The organism is Mesorhizobium sp. WSM4829, from assembly GCF_055811475.1.
This window is the reverse complement of the sequence record NZ_JBVVQJ010000049.1, coordinates 1-17,981: the sequence shown is the minus strand read 5'-3', so window position 1 is coordinate 17,981 and position 17,981 is coordinate 1. Positions and strand designations below refer to the sequence as shown.

Genomic DNA, 17,981 nt, shown 5'->3' with positions numbered 1-17,981 from the left:
CTCAGTAGGATATCGCGCCATCCACAATCTCTGCTTCACTGTAAGGGTCGCGTTTGAAAACCCGTTCGCCGCTCATTACCGACATTGGAGCCACAACTGCCGCTCGCGCCGCGGAACCAGCGAGACCAGCCGTCCTGGTTGCCGCCATCCTGACCTGACCTGCGAAGGTGGCCTGCCCTGCTTCCAAAGACTGGCCGGCCAAGCCGCGCCCGAGAAGACGAATCATTTCGGGGCTGTCCGCAAACGCATTATGACCGAGCGGATCGCGTGGATCGACAGCGCTCGTGTTGATCACGGTGATGCCGAGCCGCTTGAGATCGGCCGAGTGAGGAGCGAGATCGGCGTCGCTGAGAGCTCCGACGCGATTGACGCCGCCCGAGATCAATCGTGAAATCCCTAGCGCCTTGTCCTCAGTCGAGGTGAAGATCGTGAAATGCGGCAGCTTTGGCCCCATCTCGATGACCTGTCGACGAAACACGTCCACATCGATGTCCGGTGACGCCAGGATGACATTGTTGATTTTGGCTGGAATTGTCCCGTTGCGCATGCCGACGCCACGCAGCGCCTCCGCCGTAAGCCAGGCTCCCATAGAATGGGCGAGTATCGTGACTTCGCCGACGTCGGGGCTTTCGGCGGCCTGAAGGATCATGTCTTCCAAAGCCCGACGCGAATAGTTTGTGCTGTCCTTGTCGTAGAGATAGCCGGACACGCTGGCGCGCGAAGGCCAGGTGAACAGTATAGGCGCTGCATCCGTTCCGGAATCATGAACGATCTGAGCAAAGCGGAAGACCGCATCAGAATAGCTGCTGTTGAAACCGTGGACGAAGATGACGGCCTGCCGTTTGGCGTTGCGGTTCTTGCGAAACCACCGCAGGACATTCTGTTCCGATGCGACTTTGCCGACCTTCAGGACCGCAAAATCCTTCTCGGGATTCGCCGGCACGTGCGAGGGCCACTGGACCTCGCCGACTTTGCGAATTCGATCTGGAGGAATGGAGACAACGATGCTGTTCAATGAGATCGCCGTTCCTCTGTCGCCAGAATAGAGCCGCCCGGGATCCTCGACCGGCTTGCGGGTCGTCGCGACCAGCATGTCGACCTGAGCGGCATCGCCGCCGGGGGCGAGCGCAAGCGGCCTGAGCACGCTCTGTGGCCGCGTCGCGCAGCCAGCCAGGACGCACAGGACAAGTGCCGGCAAAAGCAATGCACGGCACCAGCAGCGAAATGCCGTCACGTCATGCCTCCTCGGCATCAGGTCGAATCCGGAACCAGACGACATAGAGCGAAGGCAGAAAGAGCAGGGTCAGCACTGTCCCGACGATGATGCCGCCCATCATTGAATAAGCCATCGGACCCCAGAAGATCTGCCGCGATATCGGGATCAAGGCAAGCGTGGCGGCTGCGGCTGTCAGCATGATCGGCCTCATGCGGTGCTCCGTTGCCTCCACGACCGCTTTCCATGGAGACATTCCAGACCCACGCAATTCCTCGATTTGCACGACCAGGATGACCGAATTGCGGATGAGAATGCCGATGAGGGCCAGCACACCCAAAAGGGCAACGAAGCCGAGCGGCGCGTTGCTGAGCAGCAGCGCTGCGACAACGCCGATCAATGCAAGCGGCGCGACGGAGAAGACGAGGAACAGCCGGTGGAAGCTCTGCAGTTGGATCATAAGCAGCGTTGCCATGGCAAACAGCATAAGCGGAGCCACCGCAAGGATAGGGCCTTGCGACTTGGCGCTTTCCTCCACAGACCCGCCGACCGCGACGGAGTATCCGGCCGGCAATGTCGTCTTGAACGCCTCGACCTTTTCGGCAAGTGCTGCCACAATAGTTGCCGGCTGCGTCGCATCCTTGATGCCGGCCTTGATCGTGATGGTCGGGATCCGGTCGCGCCGCCAGATCGTCGGCTGTTCGAGTTCGTAGCGGAACGTCGCCACGGATGACAGCGGGATGACCTTGCCACTGCTGCTCGAGAGTTGAAGATCGAGCAAGGTGTCGACGGATCCACGCTCCTCTGCTTCGGCACGGCCGATCACGTTGACGAGATAGATGTCATCCCTGACCTGCGTCGCGGTTGCTCCCTCGACGATGCTGTTCAGCGCCGTGGCAATATCCTCCGAGGAAACGCCCAACTGCCGCGCCTTGTCCTGCAAGACGTCGATCTTCACCACGCGCGCCGGCTCGTTCCAGTCGAAGGCAAGATTGGTCAGCGATGATTGGGTACCGACGATCGGGCCCAGCTTGCCCGCCAGATCGCGAACCGTCTGGATATCCGGACCCGACACCCGATATTGAACCGGCTTGCCGACCGGAGGACCGATATCGAGCAGTTTCACGAAGGCGTCGGTGCCCGGAAACGTCTGATGCAGGTAGTCTTGCAAGTCCTTTCTAAGCTTGTCGCGGACGTCCAGTCCCTTGGTCACAATGATGGTCTGCCCGAAGGTGATGTCGTTGGGCTGTGGATCGAAAGAGAGGATGAAGCGCGGTGCGCCCGTTCCGACATAGGTCGACCAATGATCGATGTCGGGATTGCCGGCGAGCTTCTCCTGTTCGAACCGTGCCATCTGCCGGCTGGTTTCGCTGATCGAGCTGTTATGCGGAAGGTTCCAGTCGACAATCAGTTCCGGCCGGTCGGAACTGGGGAAGAACTGTTGCTGGACCAGCGACATGCCTGCAACCGACAAGGCGAAGACAGCGACCGTCACAGCGATCGTCACCCATCGCCAGCGCAGGCAAAAATGCAGAATGCGGGCGAAGCCGGCTGCAAACCAGCCCTTGTGATCCGCATGCTTTTTCATCGTTTTCGGCAGTATCGTCACGCCGAGCAACGGCGTGAACAGAACCGCGACCACCCAGGAAACGATGAGCGACACGGCAATGACGACGAAAAGCGAGAAGACGAACTCGCCCGCGCTGCTGCTGTTGAAGCCGACCGGAATGAAGCTCGCGACAGTGACAAGCGTGCCGGTCAGCATTGGAAAGGCGGTCGAGGTGTAGACGTGGGTGGCGGCTTTTTCGAGACTGTCGCCGACCTCGAGCCGGGCGACCATCATCTCAACGGCGATCATGGCGTCGTCGACGAGAAGACCAAGGGCGATGATCAGCGCCCCCAGCGAGATTCGCTGCAGCGAAATGCCTGTGTATTGCATCACCAGGAAGGTAATGGCGAGAACCAGCGGAATTGAAATCGCCACCACCAGTCCGGCCCTCATGCCGAGACTGACGAAGCTGATGGCAAGCACGATGGCAATCGCTTCGAACAAGGCATGCGTGAAGCTCGATACTGCCTCATCGACGACTGCCGGCTGGTCGGACACCCGCTCTACCGACGCGCCGACCGGAAGTTCCCCGGTAATTTCGGCGATCATCTTTTCCAGCGCCTTGCCGAAGTCGACCAGATTGCCGCCGGCCTTCATGCCGACGGTCAGAGCGATCGCCGGCTTGCCGTTGAAGCGAAACAGCGAGGTCGGCGGATCGACATAGCCGCGGGTGATGGTTGCGACGTCGGTCAGCGGAAAGAACCTGTCGTTGACCCGCAGATTGATCGCTCGCAGGCTCTCCTCGGAGATGAAGCGGCCGCCGACACGCAGCGCGATACGTTCGGGTCCCGCCTCGATGAAGCCTGACTGGGTGACGGCGTTCTGCGCCTGAAGCGTGGAAATGATCGAAGACCGGTCGATGCCGAGGGCAGCGATCTTGCGGGTCGAGAATTCGAGAAAGATCGCTTCATCCTGCGCCCCTGCGATCTCGACCTTGCCGACATCCGGAACCGCCAGAACCTTGGTGCGGGCACCCTCGACGAGATCGCGCAATTGCCTCTGGCTCAGCCCATCGCCGGTGAAGGCGAAGATGTTGCCGTAGACATCGCCGAAGCGGTCGTTGAAAAAAGGCCCGACGACACCCGAAGGAAAATCGGCCTGGATATCGGCGATCATGTTGCGGACGCGCAGCCAGGTCGGCTCGACATCCCGGGCTTTTGTCGATGGCAGGAGATCGACGAAGACGATCGTCTGGCCGGCCGTGGTCAGGCTGCGGGTATGCTCGACGGATTCGAGTTCCTGCAGCTTCTTTTCGATACGGTCGCTGACCTGCTGCGTGACTTCCTGTGCTGATGCACCCGGCCATTGCGCCTGGATCACCATGGTCTTGATGGTGAAGGATGGATCTTCCTCGCGGCCGAGCCCGACATAGGCAAAGATCCCCGCCAAGGCAAAGGCGATCATGAAATACCAGACGAGGGAGCGATGCTCGAGCGCCCAGTCGGAAAGGTTGAACTTGTTCACTGGGGCAGCTCCTGTGCAGGCCTTATGCTTTGGCCGTCCGCGAGTTCATTGGCGCCGGCGACGGCAACTTCTTCTCCGTTCTGCAGCCCCGACAGGACCCGGACACGAGCAGCACCGGCGGGCCGGGCTTCGAGCCGGACCGATCTCAGGGAGATCGTGAGTTTGGACCGATCGATCACCCAGACATGGTCGGCGCCATCCCGCTCAAGGATTGCGGAGGCCGGCAGCACGATCGCGCTGGTCGTCGCTTCGCTTGCCGCCGTCGCCGTGACGACGGAGCCGAGACGGAAAACCTCGGGTGCCTCGTTCAAGGCGATCTTCAACCTGTGGGTGCGGGTATTGGCGTCGGCTTCCGGGCCGATCTCTCGCAGAACGCCCGCCGCCCGAACCGTGTCGTCTAGCTGAAGAGCGATGTCGAAGCGCGTCCCAGGGCGTAGTGAACCGATCTGGGCTTCGGGCACATCGACCACAACATCACGCCGATCCAGGCCGGCTAACCTCAGGACCGTCTGACCGGCCGTGACCGTCTGCCCGACCTGGACCGAAGTGGCGGTCACCACGCCGTCGAATTCGGCTTTCAACCGCGAATATCCAAGCTGCTCGCGTGCCTTGTCGAGACGAGCCTGCGCCTGTCCCACATCCGCCTCGGCCGACTTGAGGCCCTGCTCCGCAACTTCGGAATCGGCAACGCTGCCGGTATTTGCAGACGCGAGATTGCGCTTGCGCTTTTCGGTGGCTGTGGCGTTCTCGAGCTGCGCCTGGGCATTGCGCAGATCAGCCTCGGCGCTCGTCACAGCAAGCTGCAGCGCCAGAGGATCGAGCTCGGCCACAACATCGCCCCTGTGCACCAGATCGCCGACCTCGACGCTGCGCGATATGACGCGGCCCAATGCCCGGAATGCCAGATCTGTTTCAACCCGCGCCTGCACGACGCCGGCGAAACCCAAAACAGCGGGCTGCTCCGGTTTCGCCGTGACGATGTTGACCGGTCGTGGCGGGGCCGCTTTCGCGGCTGGGCTTTGGTCGCAGCCCGAAAGAAGCAACAGCACCAGAACGGCCTGAAGCAAGACAAGGATCGTTATCACCTGAACGAACCGGCTTGAGATGCGTGAACGGAAGCTGGTCATGTCACTTCTCCTGCCAGGCCACAGCCTGGCCTTGCCTCAGAAATTTTCCGCCGTCGGTGACGATCAGATCTTTTGGCGCAATCCCACCGGTCACGATGAAATCGGCTGTTCGATAGCGGGCGACCGCGACCTTGCGAAGCGAGACCGATTTACTTGCCGCGTCGATGACCCATACGGCCGGCTCACCCCCGGCGGAGGCCATGGCGCTCCACGGCAGGATCACACCTTCACGAGACGGTGAATGGAATTCACCCACCACCGACGTTCCGAGCGACCATTGCGCCTCTTGCGGCAGCGCCACCTTGACGCGGATGGTGCCGGTGCTCGTATCGATGACTGGAGAGACTTCCCGGATTTTGCCCCGTGCCGTGCGCGCCCGATCACCCACCGGAGCAACCTCGACTTCACTCGTCGGTCGGCCCAGGAGGAAGAAGGCTTCGAACACCTCGAAAGAAGCGTCCCGCGGGCCATCGCGCGCAAGCGCCAGCGCCGGCTGCGCCGCAGAGACCACCTGGCCTGCTTCGACGCTGCGTGAGGTGATGACGCCGTCTGCGTCGGCTTTGAGCTCCGTATGGGAAAGAACATCCAGCGCCGTTTCTAAACTCGCCTGGGCGACTTCCAGAGAGCCCTGCGCTGTCGTCAACGCCTCTCGCGCGCCGTCATAGGTCGACTGAGCGATTGCTCGCGATTTCAGCAACGTCTTGTAGCGTTCGAAGGCAAGCGCCTTCTGCTTGACGGTGGCTTGTGCCGACCGCAGGCCCGCCCGGGCGGAATCGACATCGGCGCGCTGCTCGGTGTCGTCGATGCGCATCAGGACGTCGCCCGCACGCACCCGTGATCCGACATCGACGCGGCGTTCTCTCACCCGGCCGCCGGTCCGGAAAGACAACTCGGATTGAACCCGAGCCTTCACTTCCCCGGTGACCGCGGCGCCCGGCTGGTATTGAGCCAGCGAGGCGGCAATTGCTTGCACCGGCTGCGGTGCCGTTTGGCTTGAGGTATGGTCTTCGCAGCCGACCAGGGCGGCACAGGCGAGACCCAGAATGAGTGCGCGAAATGTGTTCATTGCTCCAGGCACCGTTGCATCAGAGGAAACGGTGGGCTAGATATCGCTGACTGACGAGTTAGTCAATGGATGTTTTGGCCAAAGTCGTGTGAGCAGTTCAACGAAGGATGTCAGCTATGGAAAAGAAACTTTCTCGAGCAGAACAGAAAGCGAGGCGCCCGCACGAGATCCTCGATGCGGCGTTCGAGGAGTTTGTCGAAAAGGGATATGCAGCCACGCGCGTCGAAGACGTCGCCGCGCGCCTGGGCGTCACAAAAGGCACGGTCTATCTGTATTTTCCGACGAAGGACGCTTTGTTCGAGGCAACGATGGGACATGTCTCGGCGCCGTTCCAAGACGTCAGAGCTTCCATCGATGCGCTGCGAGGCTCTCAATCCGACCGTTTGCGCCAATTGCTTCTCCTGGGATACGACAAACTCGCCGGCGACAGGAAGACGAGGGAGTTGTTGCGCCTCCAATTGGCTGAGGGATCACGCTTCCCCAACATCATCGACCGGCATTATGGCGCGTTTATCGCACCCTTGCTCGACGCAGTTCGCGCGTTTATCGAGCAAGGCGTGGCTTCGGGCGAGTTTCACCAGAGCGCCGCTGCAAATACGCCGGAAGTGGTGATCAGCTCGGCCGTTCACCTCACGATCTGGAAACTGATCTTCGCCGACAGAAATCCTATCGATGAGGCCGCCTTTATCGGGGCCCATATCGATCTCGTCCTCAACGGCTTGTTGGCACGCCCCCGATGAGGCGACGGTAAGCTGGCGCTAACGCCTGGCCCCGCTCGTGGCCTAAACGAACAGGTCGACTTTCTGGAACGTCGTCACGTCTATCAGGCCGACATCGGAAATCCTCAGCTCCGGGATGACGACCAGCGCCAGCAGCGAGTGCTGCATGTAGGCATTGTTCAGCGAACACCCCATCTTGCGCATTGCCTCGGTCAGCTTGTCGGCCTTGGCGGCGACGATTTCGGCGCGCTCGTCCGACATCAGGCCGGCGATCGGCATTTCGACCAGCGCCAGTTCCTTGCCCTTGGAGAACAGCACGACGCCGCCGCCGACCTCGCCCAGCCGGTTGACCGCCAATGCCATGTCCTGCTTGGAGGTGCCGACGACGATGATGTGGTGCGCATCATGCGCCACGCTGGAGGCCATGGCGCAGTCGCTCATATAGCCGAAGCCGGAGACGAAGGCATTGGTGAGGCCGCCCGTGCCGCGGTGGCGCTCGACCAGCGCGATCTGGCAGACGTCGTTGCGACGGTCCATGGCGACCAGCCCGTCCTCCACCGGAAGGTCGGCTTCGAGCGCCCGCGTCGGCGCCTGGTTCTCGATCACGCCGATGACCCGCACCCGAACCTCGTTGGCGCCGACAGGCGCCACGATGTCGAAATCCCCCGGTCTGAGCTTCTTGCCGAGCTTGACGGTGTTCTTTGCCGTCTTCGGATAGTCATAGGCCGCAATGTCGATGTCGAGCTTGCCGCCCTTGGCCAGCCTGACGCCGCGGCCATAGACCTCGTCGATGGTCATTGCAGCCAGATCGGAAACGATCAGCAGATCGGCGAGCCGCCCCGGCGCGATCGACCCCACCTCGCGCTCCAGCCTGAAATGCTGGGCGGTGTTGAGCGTCGCCATCTGGATCGCGGTCACCGGCTTCACCCCCTGGCCGATGGCGTGGCGGACCACCCGGTCCATATGGCCTTCATGGACGAGCGTCCCGGAATGGCTGTCGTCGGTGCACAGGATGAAGTTGCGCGGATCGAGCCCGCTCTCCGTCACCGCCTTGATCTGCGCGGCGACGTCGTACCATGCCGAGCCCAGCCTCAGCATTGCCTTCATGCCCTGGCGGACGCGGGCGATGGCGTCCTCGGCGCGCGTGCCTTCGTGGTCGTCCTCGGGGCCGCCGGCGACGTAGCCGTGGAACGGCAGGCCGAGATCGCGCGACGCATAATGGCCGCCGACGGTCTTGCCCGCTCTCACCGTCGCGGCGATCTCGCCGGCCATCACCGGATCGTTGGCAGCGACACCGGGAAAGTTCATCACCTCGCCAAGTCCGACGATGTTCTCCCAGCCCATCGCCTCGGTCACATCGGCGACCGTCAGCTCGGCGCCGGCATGCTCCAGCCCAGGTGCGGAAGGCACGCAGGACGGCATCTGCACAAGCACGTTGATCGGCATGGCGACGGCCTCGTCATGCATCAGCCGCACACCCGGCAGGCCGAGCACATTGGCGATCTCGTGCGGGTCGATGAACATCGAGGTGGTGCCATGCGGGATGACCGCGCGGCAGAACTCCGTCACCGTCACCATGCCGCTCTCGACATGCATGTGCGCGTCGCAAAGGCCCGGCACCAGATAGCGCCCGCCGGCGTCGACCACCTTGGTGCCCTGGCCGATGGCGTGACCGGCATTCGGCCCGCAATAGGCGAAACGGCCTCCGGCAATGGCAATGTCGGTGCCGGCGATGATCTCGCCGGAATGCACGTTGACCCAGCGCCCGTTGCGGATGACGAGATCGGCGGGCCTCCTGCCCATGGCGACGTCGACCAGATGCGTCGCCGCCTCGGCCCAGGGTTTTGGTTTCGTCGCACGCGCGGTCTTCGCCATGAGGAGACTCCTGTTTTCCCGACTGTGCCAAGCCGCGCGGATTTTGACCAGCGGGGAACTGGGTCTTCACCTTTCGTCGCCGGCCTCTCCAAAGTAGGCGCCGTCGGCGAAGCTGCCGATCTCCCCCCTTGCGGGGGAGATGCCTGGCAAGGCAGAGGGGGGTGCTGTCCCTCCGACTTCTCAAGATCTGAGCTGCCTCCGTGGGAGAGGAACCCAAGCTGGAATGAAGCCGCGATCCTGCCCACCCCCCTCTGTCCTGCTGGACATCTCCCCCGCAAGGGGGGAGATCTGGTGTCGCGTCGGCTTTCGCCAACCGCCAGCGCTGGAACGCAGACGATCAGGCGCGGGCCTAAATCAGCTCGCCACTCGTTAGCGGATCTTTCTTTGAATTGACGTTCGGGAGTTTCGATCAGACAAGGCGGCCGTCAAGTATCCTGCCGCTGTTCCCTGTCGCGGCAGTTGAGAAGGTCGACTAGGTCGTCGGCCTCTTCGATCGGCATGTCGATCAACGGGACGCCGACCTCGACAACCGGCTGCCCCGTGAACACATCGATGATGTCCCACGTGCCTTCAGGTGTCTTCTCGATGTCGTAGCGCTGAGTCATGGGATTTAGGAGAAGATGGGGTGCAGGAGCGGACTGGCACGTTTTCTCGGTTATCGCTCGTTGGGGCTCCGCGAAAACGGTTCCCGCCCGGCCTGATCAAGCGCCTCAAGCAATGGGACAAAGGTGCTGGGCAGTCGTGGGTCGACGGCAAGATTCAGCACGCCGTGCAAGTGCCGGCGATAGTCTTCGGAACGCAGCAATTGCCGTACCGCGTTGGCAACAGACTTCCCTTGTCCTGTGTCAAACTCTGCCATGTCAGGGGTTCCAGTAGCTTTAGCCCGAAACTCAGGCGTTGCGAAATGGTTCCGGGATGATTTTGATCAAGTTTGAATCAGTGGATGGCCCGTCGCTGCTGACCGGCCTGCAGCCGCCAATTCTCCAACGTCTGCGATTGGCCGAAAGCCGCCGCGCCTTCGTCATCCTAGTAGGGCAAGCAAAGCGACGCGGGGCAGACCCTGGGATCCATTCCGTGACATCCGCCGAAGAATGCAACGGCTCAGAATAAACGCGCTCCGTAGCGATCCTTCGCGCCCCCCTCTGTCCGGCAGGACAGAGGGGGCGCCTCGCTCCGCCATCAAAAGGTTCTGCACCGCAGCAGCGCACCAAGTTTGCCCGTGCCAATCCTGCTGAGAAACCTTCGTGACACAGTGCCACGGCTGTGCCAAACAGGGCCAACTGTGCCAGCGAGCGTGGAGAAACTGGTAAACTCAGCAGACTTAAAATCTGCCGCCACTACAATGGCTTACGGGTTCGATCCCCGTCGCTCGCACCACCTCACATCGGACTTGAAATCCCTCGATCTCTGATCGTACGGGTTCGATTCCCGTCGCACCGACGGCGCTCCTCGACGGCATCCAGGTTCCGGCTTGCATCACACCCGGATCGGATTCAGCTTCAGATGCTGGATCAGGATGATGGTCTTGGCGTCGATAATGCTGCCGTCGTGGATGCCGGCCAGCGCCTCGTCGAGCGGCATTTCCAGGACCTCGATGTCTTCGCCTTCGTCCGGCGCGCCGCCGCCATCGGAGATGCGGTCGCTCGGCGAATAGCGGGCGACGAAGAACCAGAGCCGCTCGGTCACGCTGCCGGGGCTCATAAAGGGCGAAAACAGCCGTTCGACGTCCTTCAGCCTATAGCCGAGTTCCTCTTCCGCCTCCTTGCGGATGCAGGTTTCGGGATCGTGTTCATCGAGCAGGCCGGCGCAGGCCTCGATCAGCGGCTCGCGGTGGCCGGTGGCGTAGGCCGCGTAGCGGAACTGCCGCACCAGCAGAACCGTCGAGCGCTCCGGGTCGTAAGGCAGGATCACCGCACCGTCGCCGCGATCGTAAGTCTGGCGGATCTGCGTCTCCCACTGCCCGTCGCGCCGGCGATAATCGAGGACGGTCTTTTTCAGGACTGCCCAGTCGTCGGAAAGGACTTCCTCCGAACGGATGCGAATGCGGTCTTCCATGGTAAACTCCGTGTTGCCGGCGAGGCGTAGCGGTGATCGGGCCTTCGCGCAATCCCGACAGCAGCTTGGCCGACGGTGCCTGCTGCGGAACGTTTGAGGTGCCCGGCAGGGGCAGACGGGCAGCGCTTCACCGCCTCGTGTATGGCGCAGGCGCAAACCATTGCCTAAATAGCGACAGCCCCTCCCCGGAGTTTCCTGATGACCCCTTCCCTTTTCCAGCCGATCACGCTTGACGGCCTCACCTTTCCCAACCGCATTGCGGTGGCGCCGATGTGCCAGTATTCCGCCGAAGACGGCTCGGCCAGCGACTGGCACCTGTACCACTGGATGAACCTGGCGATGTCCGGCGCCGGCATGGTCACCGTCGAGATGACCGACGTCGAGCGGCGCGGCCGCATCTCGCATGGCTGCCTCGGCCTTTATTCCGACGACAACGAGGCGGCCGCCCGGCGCGCGCTCGATGCGGCCAAGCGCGTTGCCGCTCCCGGCACCAGGTTCGGTACGCAGCTTGCCCATGCCGGCCGCAAGGCCTCCAACCAAAAACCTTGGGAAGGCGGCGGGCCGCTGAACGCCGATCAGGACCCTTGGCCGATCGTGTCGGCATCGGCCATCGCCTACGACACGGGCTGGCAGGTGCCGCGGGCGCTGGAGGACGAGGAAATCCTACAAATCATCGAACGCTTCGCCGAGGCGGCACGGCGGGCCGAACGTGCCGGCTTCGACTTCATCGAATTGCACGCCGCGCACGGCTATCTGATCTTCCAGTTCCTGTCGCCGCTTTCCAACCAGCGCACCGACCGCTGGGGCGGCTCGCTGCAAAACCGCATGCGTTTTGTCGTCGAGATCGCCAAGGCGGTGAGAAAGGCAGTGCCCAGGCTGATGCTCGGGGCGCGCCTGTCGGTCAAGGAATGGGTCGATGGCGGCTTCGACGTCGACGACGCAATCGAAGTGGCCAAGGCGCTGAAGGCAACGGGCGTCGCCTATCTCTGCTGCTCGAGCGGTGGCAATTCGCCCCTGCAGAAGCTGCCGGCAGGTCGCGGCTACCAGGTGCACCTGGCGGAGGCCGTTCGCAACGGCGCCGGAATCCCGACAAGGGCCGTCGGCCTGATCGACGATCCGAAGCAGGCCGAGGCGATCGTCGCCGAGGGCCGTGCCGACATGGTGGCCCTGGCCCGCGCCTTCCTCGCCGATCCGCGCTGGGCGTGGCGCGCCGCGGCCACCTTCGGCGAAAAAATCCAGCCGGCGCCGCAGCTTGCCCGCTCGGTGACGACGATGCAGCACTGGATGAAGGCGGCCGGCTGACCGGCCCGATTGCAGGGCTGCCGCCGCAACGGCCGCTACCCCCGAGACATTACGCACGCCGAGGGGCGTGCAACCAAATCGGCGGCTCCGCGTTGGCGGCGATGATGGACAGCAAGCCTTTTGAAAAGCCGGTCGTGGTCGAACTTGGCCATGTCGGCAAATACCGTGAGATCCGCAGCACCCAGGAAGCTGCGGAGTGCCTGATGACCGCCTGGCCGCTCAATCGTGGCCCTCGGCATCGCGATGCTCTCGACACTTGCCTAAAAGTGCTGGAAGGGTATCGTTCGACGGCGGATGCGCGCCGGGCATTGGTCGAGGCCGCCAAGGAATCGGACGTGCTGGTTCCCAACGAGAGATTGCCCCAAGGCAAACTGCCCGAAGGCAAACTGCCCGACCGCAAACTGCCCCAAGGCAAACCGCATTGAGCAACCGAGCTTTTTCCACTGGAGGATTTCATGGCCAAGCTGACCTACAAGATCGTCGAGCATGACGGGGGCTGGGCCTACAAGGTCGGCGAGACATTTTCGGAGACGTTCCCTACGCACGAGGATGCGCTGCGCGCCGCCGAGATCGCTTCGGCCGAACAGCAGGTCGCCGGCACCACCGACGGCATCCAGTACGAGGACGCCGAAGGCAAATGGCACGACGAGCTCGCCGACGGCCGCGACCGGCCGCAAACCGAAGTTTCCGATTAGGCTGGTGTCGTAGCTGATGGCTTCTCGCACCTCCGGTTTCAAGGGCTGGGGCTGGGCAAATCATTCTCCTGCTGCGACCCTGGACATGGCGAACTCCAATCCCATTGGGGACAAACACGATCAGGCGCGGCGAAGAAGCGTGCTTGCCACGCAGCCGCTTTACAGGGCAGTCTGGTAGCGCTACCGTTTCATCATCGCGCGTGACCAGGGAGGAGCTTTGGGAACTGCCGCGGCCAGTCAGGAAAGCGGTTTCCTTCGAAGACGTCGCAGGAAGCATTCGGGAGGAAATCGATGGCGTCTGTCGCGATTGGCGATGTCTACAAATCATTTGGAACCGTCGAGATTCTCCACGGTGTCAGCGTCGATATAGAGGACGGCGAGTTCGTCACGCTGGTCGGGCCGTCGGGCTGCGGAAAATCGACCCTTCTCAGGATGATCGCCGGCCTGGAAAAGATTTCGCGCGGCCAGATCGCGATTGGCGAGCGCGTCGTCAACAACGTTGCGCCAAAAGAACGCGACGTCGCCATGGTGTTCCAGAACTATGCGCTTTACCCGCACATGACCGTCGCCGAGAACATGGCGTTCTCGCTGATGCTCAAGGGTGTTGCGAAAGCCGAAAGCGCTGCCAGCGTCAAGCGCGCCGCCGAAATCCTGGGGCTGGTGCCGTTGCTGGAGCGCTATCCCCGGCAGCTTTCCGGCGGCCAGCGCCAGCGCGTCGCCATGGGCCGGGCGATCGTGCGCGATCCGGCGGTCTTCCTGTTCGACGAGCCGCTGTCCAATCTCGACGCCAAGCTCAGGGTGCAGATGCGCGCCGAGATCAAGGAACTGCACCAGCGCCTAAAGACCACGACGGTCTATGTCACCCACGACCAGATCGAGGCCATGACCATGGCCGACAAGATCGTCGTCATGCATGACGGCATCGTCGAGCAGATCGGGCCGCCATTGGAACTCTACGACCGGCCCAACAACCTTTTTGTCGCCAGCTTTATCGGCTCGCCCGCCATGAACATGCTGAGGGGCGAAATCGCGACGGATGGCGGCTCATTGTCTTTTCGCGGCTCCGGGGGGATTTCCCTGCCGCTGGCCGCAGTGCCGTCGACCGGCAGCGGCGAGCAGGTGGTGCTGGGGATACGCCCCGAGCATCTGCGGCTATCCCAAGACGATGGCATTCCAGTCACTGTCGTGGTGGTCGAGCCGACCGGGTCGGAAGTGCAGCTCATCGGCCGGACGGCCGGCGGTGACGAGGTCGTCGCCAATTTCCGCGAGCGCCATTCCTTCACGCCGGGCGAGACCGTCCGGCTCACGGCCGAACCGGGCCTCATCCATCTCTTTCACGGCGAAACCGGGCAGCGCTTCGAACTGCGCGCCCGGCAGTAGGAACCATAAGGCGAGACAATAAACAGGAGGAAACGAGCATGAAATTCACCAGACGTGACGTGATCCGCACGACTGCCGGCGTGGCGGCGGGAGCCTTGGGAAGCCGCTTCGTCGGCTCTTCCGCCTTTGCCCAGGAGGGGTTGACGTACAAGCCCGAAGACGGCGCAAAGCTGCGCATGCTGCGCTGGTCGCCATTCGTTCAGGGCGATGAAGACCAATGGCTGGCCAACACCAAGCGGTTCACCGAGGCGACCGGCGTCGAGGTCCGCGTCGACAAGGAAAGCTGGGAGGACATTCGCCCCAAGGCGGCGGTTGCCGCCAATGTCGGCTCCGGTCCAGATCTGATGCTGGTCTGGTTCGACGACCCGCACCAGTACCCCGACAAGCTGCACGACGTGTCGGAACTGGGTGAGTATCTCGGCACGAAATATGGCGGCTGGCACGACGGACCAAAGCAATATGCGACACGCGAGGGAAAATTCCTCGGCCTGCCCCTGGCCACCATCGGCAATGCCATGGTCTATCGGGAAAGCTGGGTGAAGGAGGCTGGCTTCTCGGAATTTCCGAAGGACACGGCGGGCTTCCTCGATCTTTGCAAGGCCTTGCAGGCGAAGGGGCATCCGGCCGGCTTCACGCACGGCCATGGCGTCGGCGACGGCAACAACTATGCTCATTGGCTGCTTTGGAGCCATGGCGGCCAGATGGTCGACGAGAGCGGAAAGGTGATGATCAACAGCCCCGAGACGCTCAAGGCGATCGAATACGCCCAGGAACTCTACAAGACCTTCATCCCCGGCACCGAAAGCTGGCTCGACGTGAACAACAACCGCGCCTTCCTGGCCGGCGAACTGGGCGTCATCGCCAACGGCATTTCCGTGTATAACACGGCCAAGACCAACAAGGACAATGATCCGAAACTGGCTGAAATCGCCAAGGATATGCGCACGACCAGCCTGCCGATCGGTCCCGTCGGGAAATCCGTCGAGCTGTTCCAGGTGACCACGGCCGTGATCTTCGACTACACGCCCTACCCCAACGCGGCAAAAGCCTATCTGCAGTTCATGTTCGAGGAACAGCAAATGGCGGAATGGATCACCTCCTCGGCCGGCTATTGCTGCCAGACACTCAAGGCCTTCGACAACAATCCGGTGTGGACGGCCGACCCGAACAATGCCGCTTACGCCAAGGCCTCGGCGACGCTGCGTCCCAATGGCTATGCCGGGCCGCTCGGCTACGCCTCGGCTGCGACCATGGCCGACTATGTGCTGGTCGACATGTTCGCCAAGGCGGTGACCGGCCAGGCGACGCCGCAGGAGGCGATGGAAGAGGCGGAGAAACGCGCCAACCGCTACTATCGCGTTTGATCACTGCCGATCCGGGCAGCCGCGACCGCGCTGCCCGGTCTGTTTCCCAGAATCGTGTGGCGGCCACTCAGGCCACCATGCCAGCAGAGCTTATGAGGAGCCGTCCCATGGCCGTGTCGTCCGCTGCCGTTCAGCCGCGTCCGTCGATCCTGTCGCGGAGCCTGTCGCTCCTGGCCGACAGCAGGAACGCGCTTGGCTTCGGCTTCATGCTGCCGGCGGCAGCGCTGCTGCTGGTCTTCCTGACCTATCCGCTCGGGCTCGGCATCTGGCTCGGCTTCACGGATGCCCGCATCGGCCGCCCCGGTATCTTCATAGGCATCGAAAACTACCAATATCTGTCGGATGACGCCGTCTTCTGGCTCTCCGTCTTCAACACCTTGCTCTACACGATTAGCGCGTCGATCCTGAAATTCGCGCTCGGCCTCTGGCTTGCGCTTATCCTCAATCAGAACCTTCCCTTCAAATCGTTCTTCCGCGCGATCGTGCTGCTGCCGTGGGTGGTGCCGACGGTGCTGTCGGCAATCGCCTTCTGGTGGATCTATGATTCGCAGTTCTCGATCCTGTCCTGGGCACTTATGGAAATGGGCCTGATCGACCATCGCATCAATTTCCTCGGCGATCCTGTGAACGCGCGCGCTTCGGTCATCGCCGCCAATGTCTGGCGCGGCATTCCGTTCGTGGCGATCACGCTGCTGGCCGGCTTGCAGACGATTCCGCAGTCGCTCTACGAGGCCGCCACGCTCGACGGCGCCAGTCGCTGGCAATTGTTCCGTTTTGTGACGCTGCCGCTGCTGACGCCGATCATCGCCATCACCATGACGTTCTCGGTGCTGTTCACCTTCACCGATTTCCAGCTGATCTATGTGCTGACCCGCGGCGGACCGGTCAATGCCACCCATCTGATGGCGACATTGTCGTTCCAGCGCGGCATTTCGGGAGGCCAGCTTGGCGAGGGCGCCGCCATCGCGGTCGCCATGATACCGTTCCTGCTTGCGGCGATCCTGTTCAGCTATTTCGGCCTGCAACGCCGCAAATGGCAGCAAGGCGGCGGAGACTGACATGGCCACGATCAAAAAAACGAAACGTCCGGAACTCGACGAAGGCGGCATGGGCTACCTTCAGAGCCTGCCGCGGCGCGTGGTGACGGTCTATCTGCCGTTGCTGGTGTTCGTCATCGTGCTGTTGTTCCCGTTCTACTGGATGACGATCACGGCGATCAAACCCAACCTCGAGATGACCGACTACGCCAATTTCAATCCATTATGGGTCGTGCATCCGACCTTCGAGCACATCCGCTATCTCTTGTTCGACACGTCCTATCCGGGCTGGCTGCTCAACACGATCATCATCTCCACCGCCGCCACGTTCCTGTCGCTGCTGGCTGCGGTGTTCGCGGCCTATGCGATCGAACGGCTGCGGTTTTCCGGGGCGCGGCAGGTCGGGCTGGCGATCTTCCTCGCCTATCTCGTGCCGCCGTCGATCCTGTTCATCCCGCTGTCGGTGATGGTGTTCAACCTTGGGCTTTACGACACCCCGTTCGCGCTCATCCTCACCTACCCGACCTTCCTGGTGCCTTTCTGCACCTGGCTGCTGATGGGTTACTTCCGTTCGATCCCGTTCGAACTGGAGGAATGCGCGCTCATCGACGGGGCGAGCCGCTGGCAGATCCTCATGAAGATCGTGCTGCCGCTGTCGGTGCCCGGCCTGATTTCGGCCGGCATCTTCGCATTCACCCTGTCATGGAACGAATTCATCTATGCGCTGACGTTCATCCAGTCGTCCGAAAACAAGACGGTGCCGGTCGGGGTGCTGACGGAGCTTGTCCGCTCCGACGTCTATGAATGGGGAGCGCTGATGGCCGGAGCCCTGATCGGCTCGCTGCCGGTGGTGGTGCTCTATTCGTTCTTCGTCGAGCACTACGTTTCCTCGATGACCGGAGCGGTGAAGGAATAGCGCCTGTAGGCGCGCCCTTTCCTTCTCCCCTTTGTTTGGACCGGAGACATCGCGAACAGGTGTGCGAAGACATCGCGAACAGTTTGCCATCCTATCGATCAATGGCATTGAGGTCGATGGTTTCTATTTTCTGATGTCTGAACCAGGCGTCGAAGACGC

16 protein-coding genes and 1 tRNA gene are annotated in these 17,981 nt (G+C 62.2%); 9 read left to right on the top strand and 8 right to left on the bottom strand.

Annotation, left to right across the window (positions count from 1 at the left end; translation table 11 throughout):
- Nucleotide 1 precedes the first annotated feature (1 nt).
- The 4 genes from AC0L17_RS30545 to AC0L17_RS30530 are packed head-to-tail and all read right to left on the bottom strand — an operon-like array spanning nucleotide 2 to nucleotide 6,479.
- The gene (locus tag AC0L17_RS30545; RefSeq protein ID WP_473518497.1) at nucleotides 2-1,252 is read right to left on the bottom strand and encodes an alpha/beta hydrolase; all 1,251 of its coding nucleotides are present in this window, start codon (nucleotides 1,250-1,252) and stop codon (nucleotides 2-4) included.
- Nucleotides 1,236-4,286: an efflux RND transporter permease subunit gene (locus tag AC0L17_RS30540; protein WP_473518496.1), complete on the bottom strand. Its 3,051-nt coding sequence runs from the start codon at nucleotides 4,284-4,286 to the stop codon at nucleotides 1,236-1,238. Before AC0L17_RS30540 ends, AC0L17_RS30545 begins: the two co-directional genes overlap by 17 nt.
- Nucleotides 4,283-5,413 (bottom strand): efflux RND transporter periplasmic adaptor subunit, encoded by a 1,131-nt coding sequence (locus AC0L17_RS30535; RefSeq protein WP_473518495.1) that lies wholly within the window; start codon nucleotides 5,411-5,413, stop codon nucleotides 4,283-4,285. The genes AC0L17_RS30540 and AC0L17_RS30535 overlap by 4 nt, the downstream gene beginning before the upstream one ends.
- Nucleotide 5,414: 1 nt before the next feature.
- On the bottom strand, nucleotides 5,415-6,479 hold the full coding sequence (locus AC0L17_RS30530; protein ID WP_473518494.1) for an efflux RND transporter periplasmic adaptor subunit: 1,065 nt from the start codon (nucleotides 6,477-6,479) through the stop codon (nucleotides 5,415-5,417).
- A gap of 107 nt (nucleotides 6,480-6,586) precedes the next feature.
- On the opposite strand from AC0L17_RS30530, the gene AC0L17_RS30525 reads away from it, so the two are divergent.
- On the top strand, nucleotides 6,587-7,219 hold the full coding sequence (locus AC0L17_RS30525; RefSeq protein ID WP_473518493.1) for a TetR/AcrR family transcriptional regulator: 633 nt from the start codon (nucleotides 6,587-6,589) through the stop codon (nucleotides 7,217-7,219).
- Nucleotides 7,220-7,261: 42 nt separating this feature from the next.
- Here AC0L17_RS30525 and ade read toward each other — a convergent pair whose 3' ends face one another.
- From ade to AC0L17_RS30510, 3 genes are all read right to left on the bottom strand, one after another.
- Nucleotides 7,262-9,073, bottom strand: coding sequence for an adenine deaminase (gene ade, locus AC0L17_RS30520; RefSeq protein WP_473518492.1), 1,812 nt, complete (start codon nucleotides 9,071-9,073; stop codon nucleotides 7,262-7,264).
- 425 nt (nucleotides 9,074-9,498) lie between these two features.
- Nucleotides 9,499-9,678, bottom strand: coding sequence for a hypothetical protein (locus AC0L17_RS30515; RefSeq protein WP_254026564.1), 180 nt, complete (start codon nucleotides 9,676-9,678; stop codon nucleotides 9,499-9,501).
- A gap of 50 nt (nucleotides 9,679-9,728) precedes the next feature.
- Nucleotides 9,729-9,932 (bottom strand): hypothetical protein, encoded by a 204-nt coding sequence (locus AC0L17_RS30510; protein ID WP_473518491.1) that lies wholly within the window; start codon nucleotides 9,930-9,932, stop codon nucleotides 9,729-9,731.
- Between the two features lie 429 nt (nucleotides 9,933-10,361).
- On the opposite strand from AC0L17_RS30510, the gene AC0L17_RS30505 reads away from it, so the two are divergent.
- Nucleotides 10,362-10,450: transfer RNA gene (locus tag AC0L17_RS30505), tRNA-Leu, on the top strand.
- 99 nt (nucleotides 10,451-10,549) lie between these two features.
- Here AC0L17_RS30505 and AC0L17_RS30500 read toward each other — a convergent pair.
- A complete protein-coding gene (locus AC0L17_RS30500; protein WP_128173225.1) occupies nucleotides 10,550-11,128 on the bottom strand; it encodes an NUDIX domain-containing protein in 579 nt (192 codons plus the stop codon).
- Between the two features lie 198 nt (nucleotides 11,129-11,326).
- Between AC0L17_RS30500 and AC0L17_RS30495 the strand changes: the two genes are divergently transcribed.
- The 7 genes from AC0L17_RS30495 (at nucleotide 11,327) to AC0L17_RS30465 (ending at nucleotide 17,822) form a co-directional block, all read left to right on the top strand.
- Nucleotides 11,327-12,430 carry an NADH:flavin oxidoreductase/NADH oxidase gene (locus tag AC0L17_RS30495; RefSeq protein WP_023798196.1) on the top strand — a complete coding sequence of 368 codons (1,104 nt, stop codon included), beginning with the start codon at nucleotides 11,327-11,329 and terminating at the stop codon, nucleotides 12,428-12,430.
- 101 nt (nucleotides 12,431-12,531) lie between these two features.
- Entirely contained in the window at nucleotides 12,532-12,855 is a 324-nt protein-coding gene (locus AC0L17_RS30490; protein ID WP_473518515.1) for a DUF982 domain-containing protein, read from the top strand.
- 30 nt (nucleotides 12,856-12,885) lie between these two features.
- Nucleotides 12,886-13,125, top strand: coding sequence for a DUF2188 domain-containing protein (locus AC0L17_RS30485; RefSeq protein ID WP_023798198.1), 240 nt, complete (start codon nucleotides 12,886-12,888; stop codon nucleotides 13,123-13,125).
- 291 nt (nucleotides 13,126-13,416) lie between these two features.
- Nucleotides 13,417-14,505: an ABC transporter ATP-binding protein gene (locus AC0L17_RS30480; RefSeq protein ID WP_473518490.1), complete on the top strand. Its 1,089-nt coding sequence runs from the start codon at nucleotides 13,417-13,419 to the stop codon at nucleotides 14,503-14,505.
- A 38-nt stretch (nucleotides 14,506-14,543) separates the two neighbouring features.
- Nucleotides 14,544-15,869, top strand: coding sequence for an ABC transporter substrate-binding protein (locus AC0L17_RS30475; RefSeq protein WP_473518489.1), 1,326 nt, complete (start codon nucleotides 14,544-14,546; stop codon nucleotides 15,867-15,869).
- Nucleotides 15,870-16,075: 206 nt separating this feature from the next.
- Complete coding sequence (locus AC0L17_RS30470) at nucleotides 16,076-16,927, top strand: carbohydrate ABC transporter permease (RefSeq protein WP_413468443.1); 852 nt, start codon at nucleotides 16,076-16,078, stop codon at nucleotides 16,925-16,927.
- Between the two features lies 1 nt (nucleotide 16,928).
- Complete coding sequence (locus tag AC0L17_RS30465) at nucleotides 16,929-17,822, top strand: carbohydrate ABC transporter permease (RefSeq protein ID WP_091591324.1); 894 nt, start codon at nucleotides 16,929-16,931, stop codon at nucleotides 17,820-17,822.
- Nucleotides 17,823-17,981 lie beyond the last annotated feature (159 nt).

Coding starts and splice junctions, on each gene's coding strand:
- AC0L17_RS30545 (WP_473518497.1), bottom strand. CDS start 1,252: ATGCCGAGGAGGCATGACGTGACGGCATTTCGCTGCTGGTGCCGTGCA.
- AC0L17_RS30535 (WP_473518495.1), bottom strand. CDS start 5,413: ATGACCAGCTTCCGTTCACGCATCTCAAGCCGGTTCGTTCAGGTGATA.
- AC0L17_RS30530 (WP_473518494.1), bottom strand. CDS start 6,479: ATGAACACATTTCGCGCACTCATTCTGGGTCTCGCCTGTGCCGCCCTG.
- AC0L17_RS30525 (WP_473518493.1), top strand. CDS start 6,587: ATGTCAGCTATGGAAAAGAAACTTTCTCGAGCAGAACAGAAAGCGAGG.
- ade (WP_473518492.1), bottom strand. CDS start 9,073: ATGGCGAAGACCGCGCGTGCGACGAAACCAAAACCCTGGGCCGAGGCG.
- AC0L17_RS30515 (WP_254026564.1), bottom strand. CDS start 9,678: ATGACTCAGCGCTACGACATCGAGAAGACACCTGAAGGCACGTGGGAC.
- AC0L17_RS30510 (WP_473518491.1), bottom strand. CDS start 9,932: ATGGCAGAGTTTGACACAGGACAAGGGAAGTCTGTTGCCAACGCGGTA.
- AC0L17_RS30500 (WP_128173225.1), bottom strand. CDS start 11,128: ATGGAAGACCGCATTCGCATCCGTTCGGAGGAAGTCCTTTCCGACGAC.
- AC0L17_RS30495 (WP_023798196.1), top strand. CDS start 11,327: ATGACCCCTTCCCTTTTCCAGCCGATCACGCTTGACGGCCTCACCTTT.
- AC0L17_RS30490 (WP_473518515.1), top strand. CDS start 12,532: ATGATGGACAGCAAGCCTTTTGAAAAGCCGGTCGTGGTCGAACTTGGC.
- AC0L17_RS30485 (WP_023798198.1), top strand. CDS start 12,886: ATGGCCAAGCTGACCTACAAGATCGTCGAGCATGACGGGGGCTGGGCC.
- AC0L17_RS30480 (WP_473518490.1), top strand. CDS start 13,417: ATGGCGTCTGTCGCGATTGGCGATGTCTACAAATCATTTGGAACCGTC.
- AC0L17_RS30475 (WP_473518489.1), top strand. CDS start 14,544: ATGAAATTCACCAGACGTGACGTGATCCGCACGACTGCCGGCGTGGCG.
- AC0L17_RS30470 (WP_413468443.1), top strand. CDS start 16,076: ATGCTGCCGGCGGCAGCGCTGCTGCTGGTCTTCCTGACCTATCCGCTC.
- AC0L17_RS30465 (WP_091591324.1), top strand. CDS start 16,929: ATGGCCACGATCAAAAAAACGAAACGTCCGGAACTCGACGAAGGCGGC.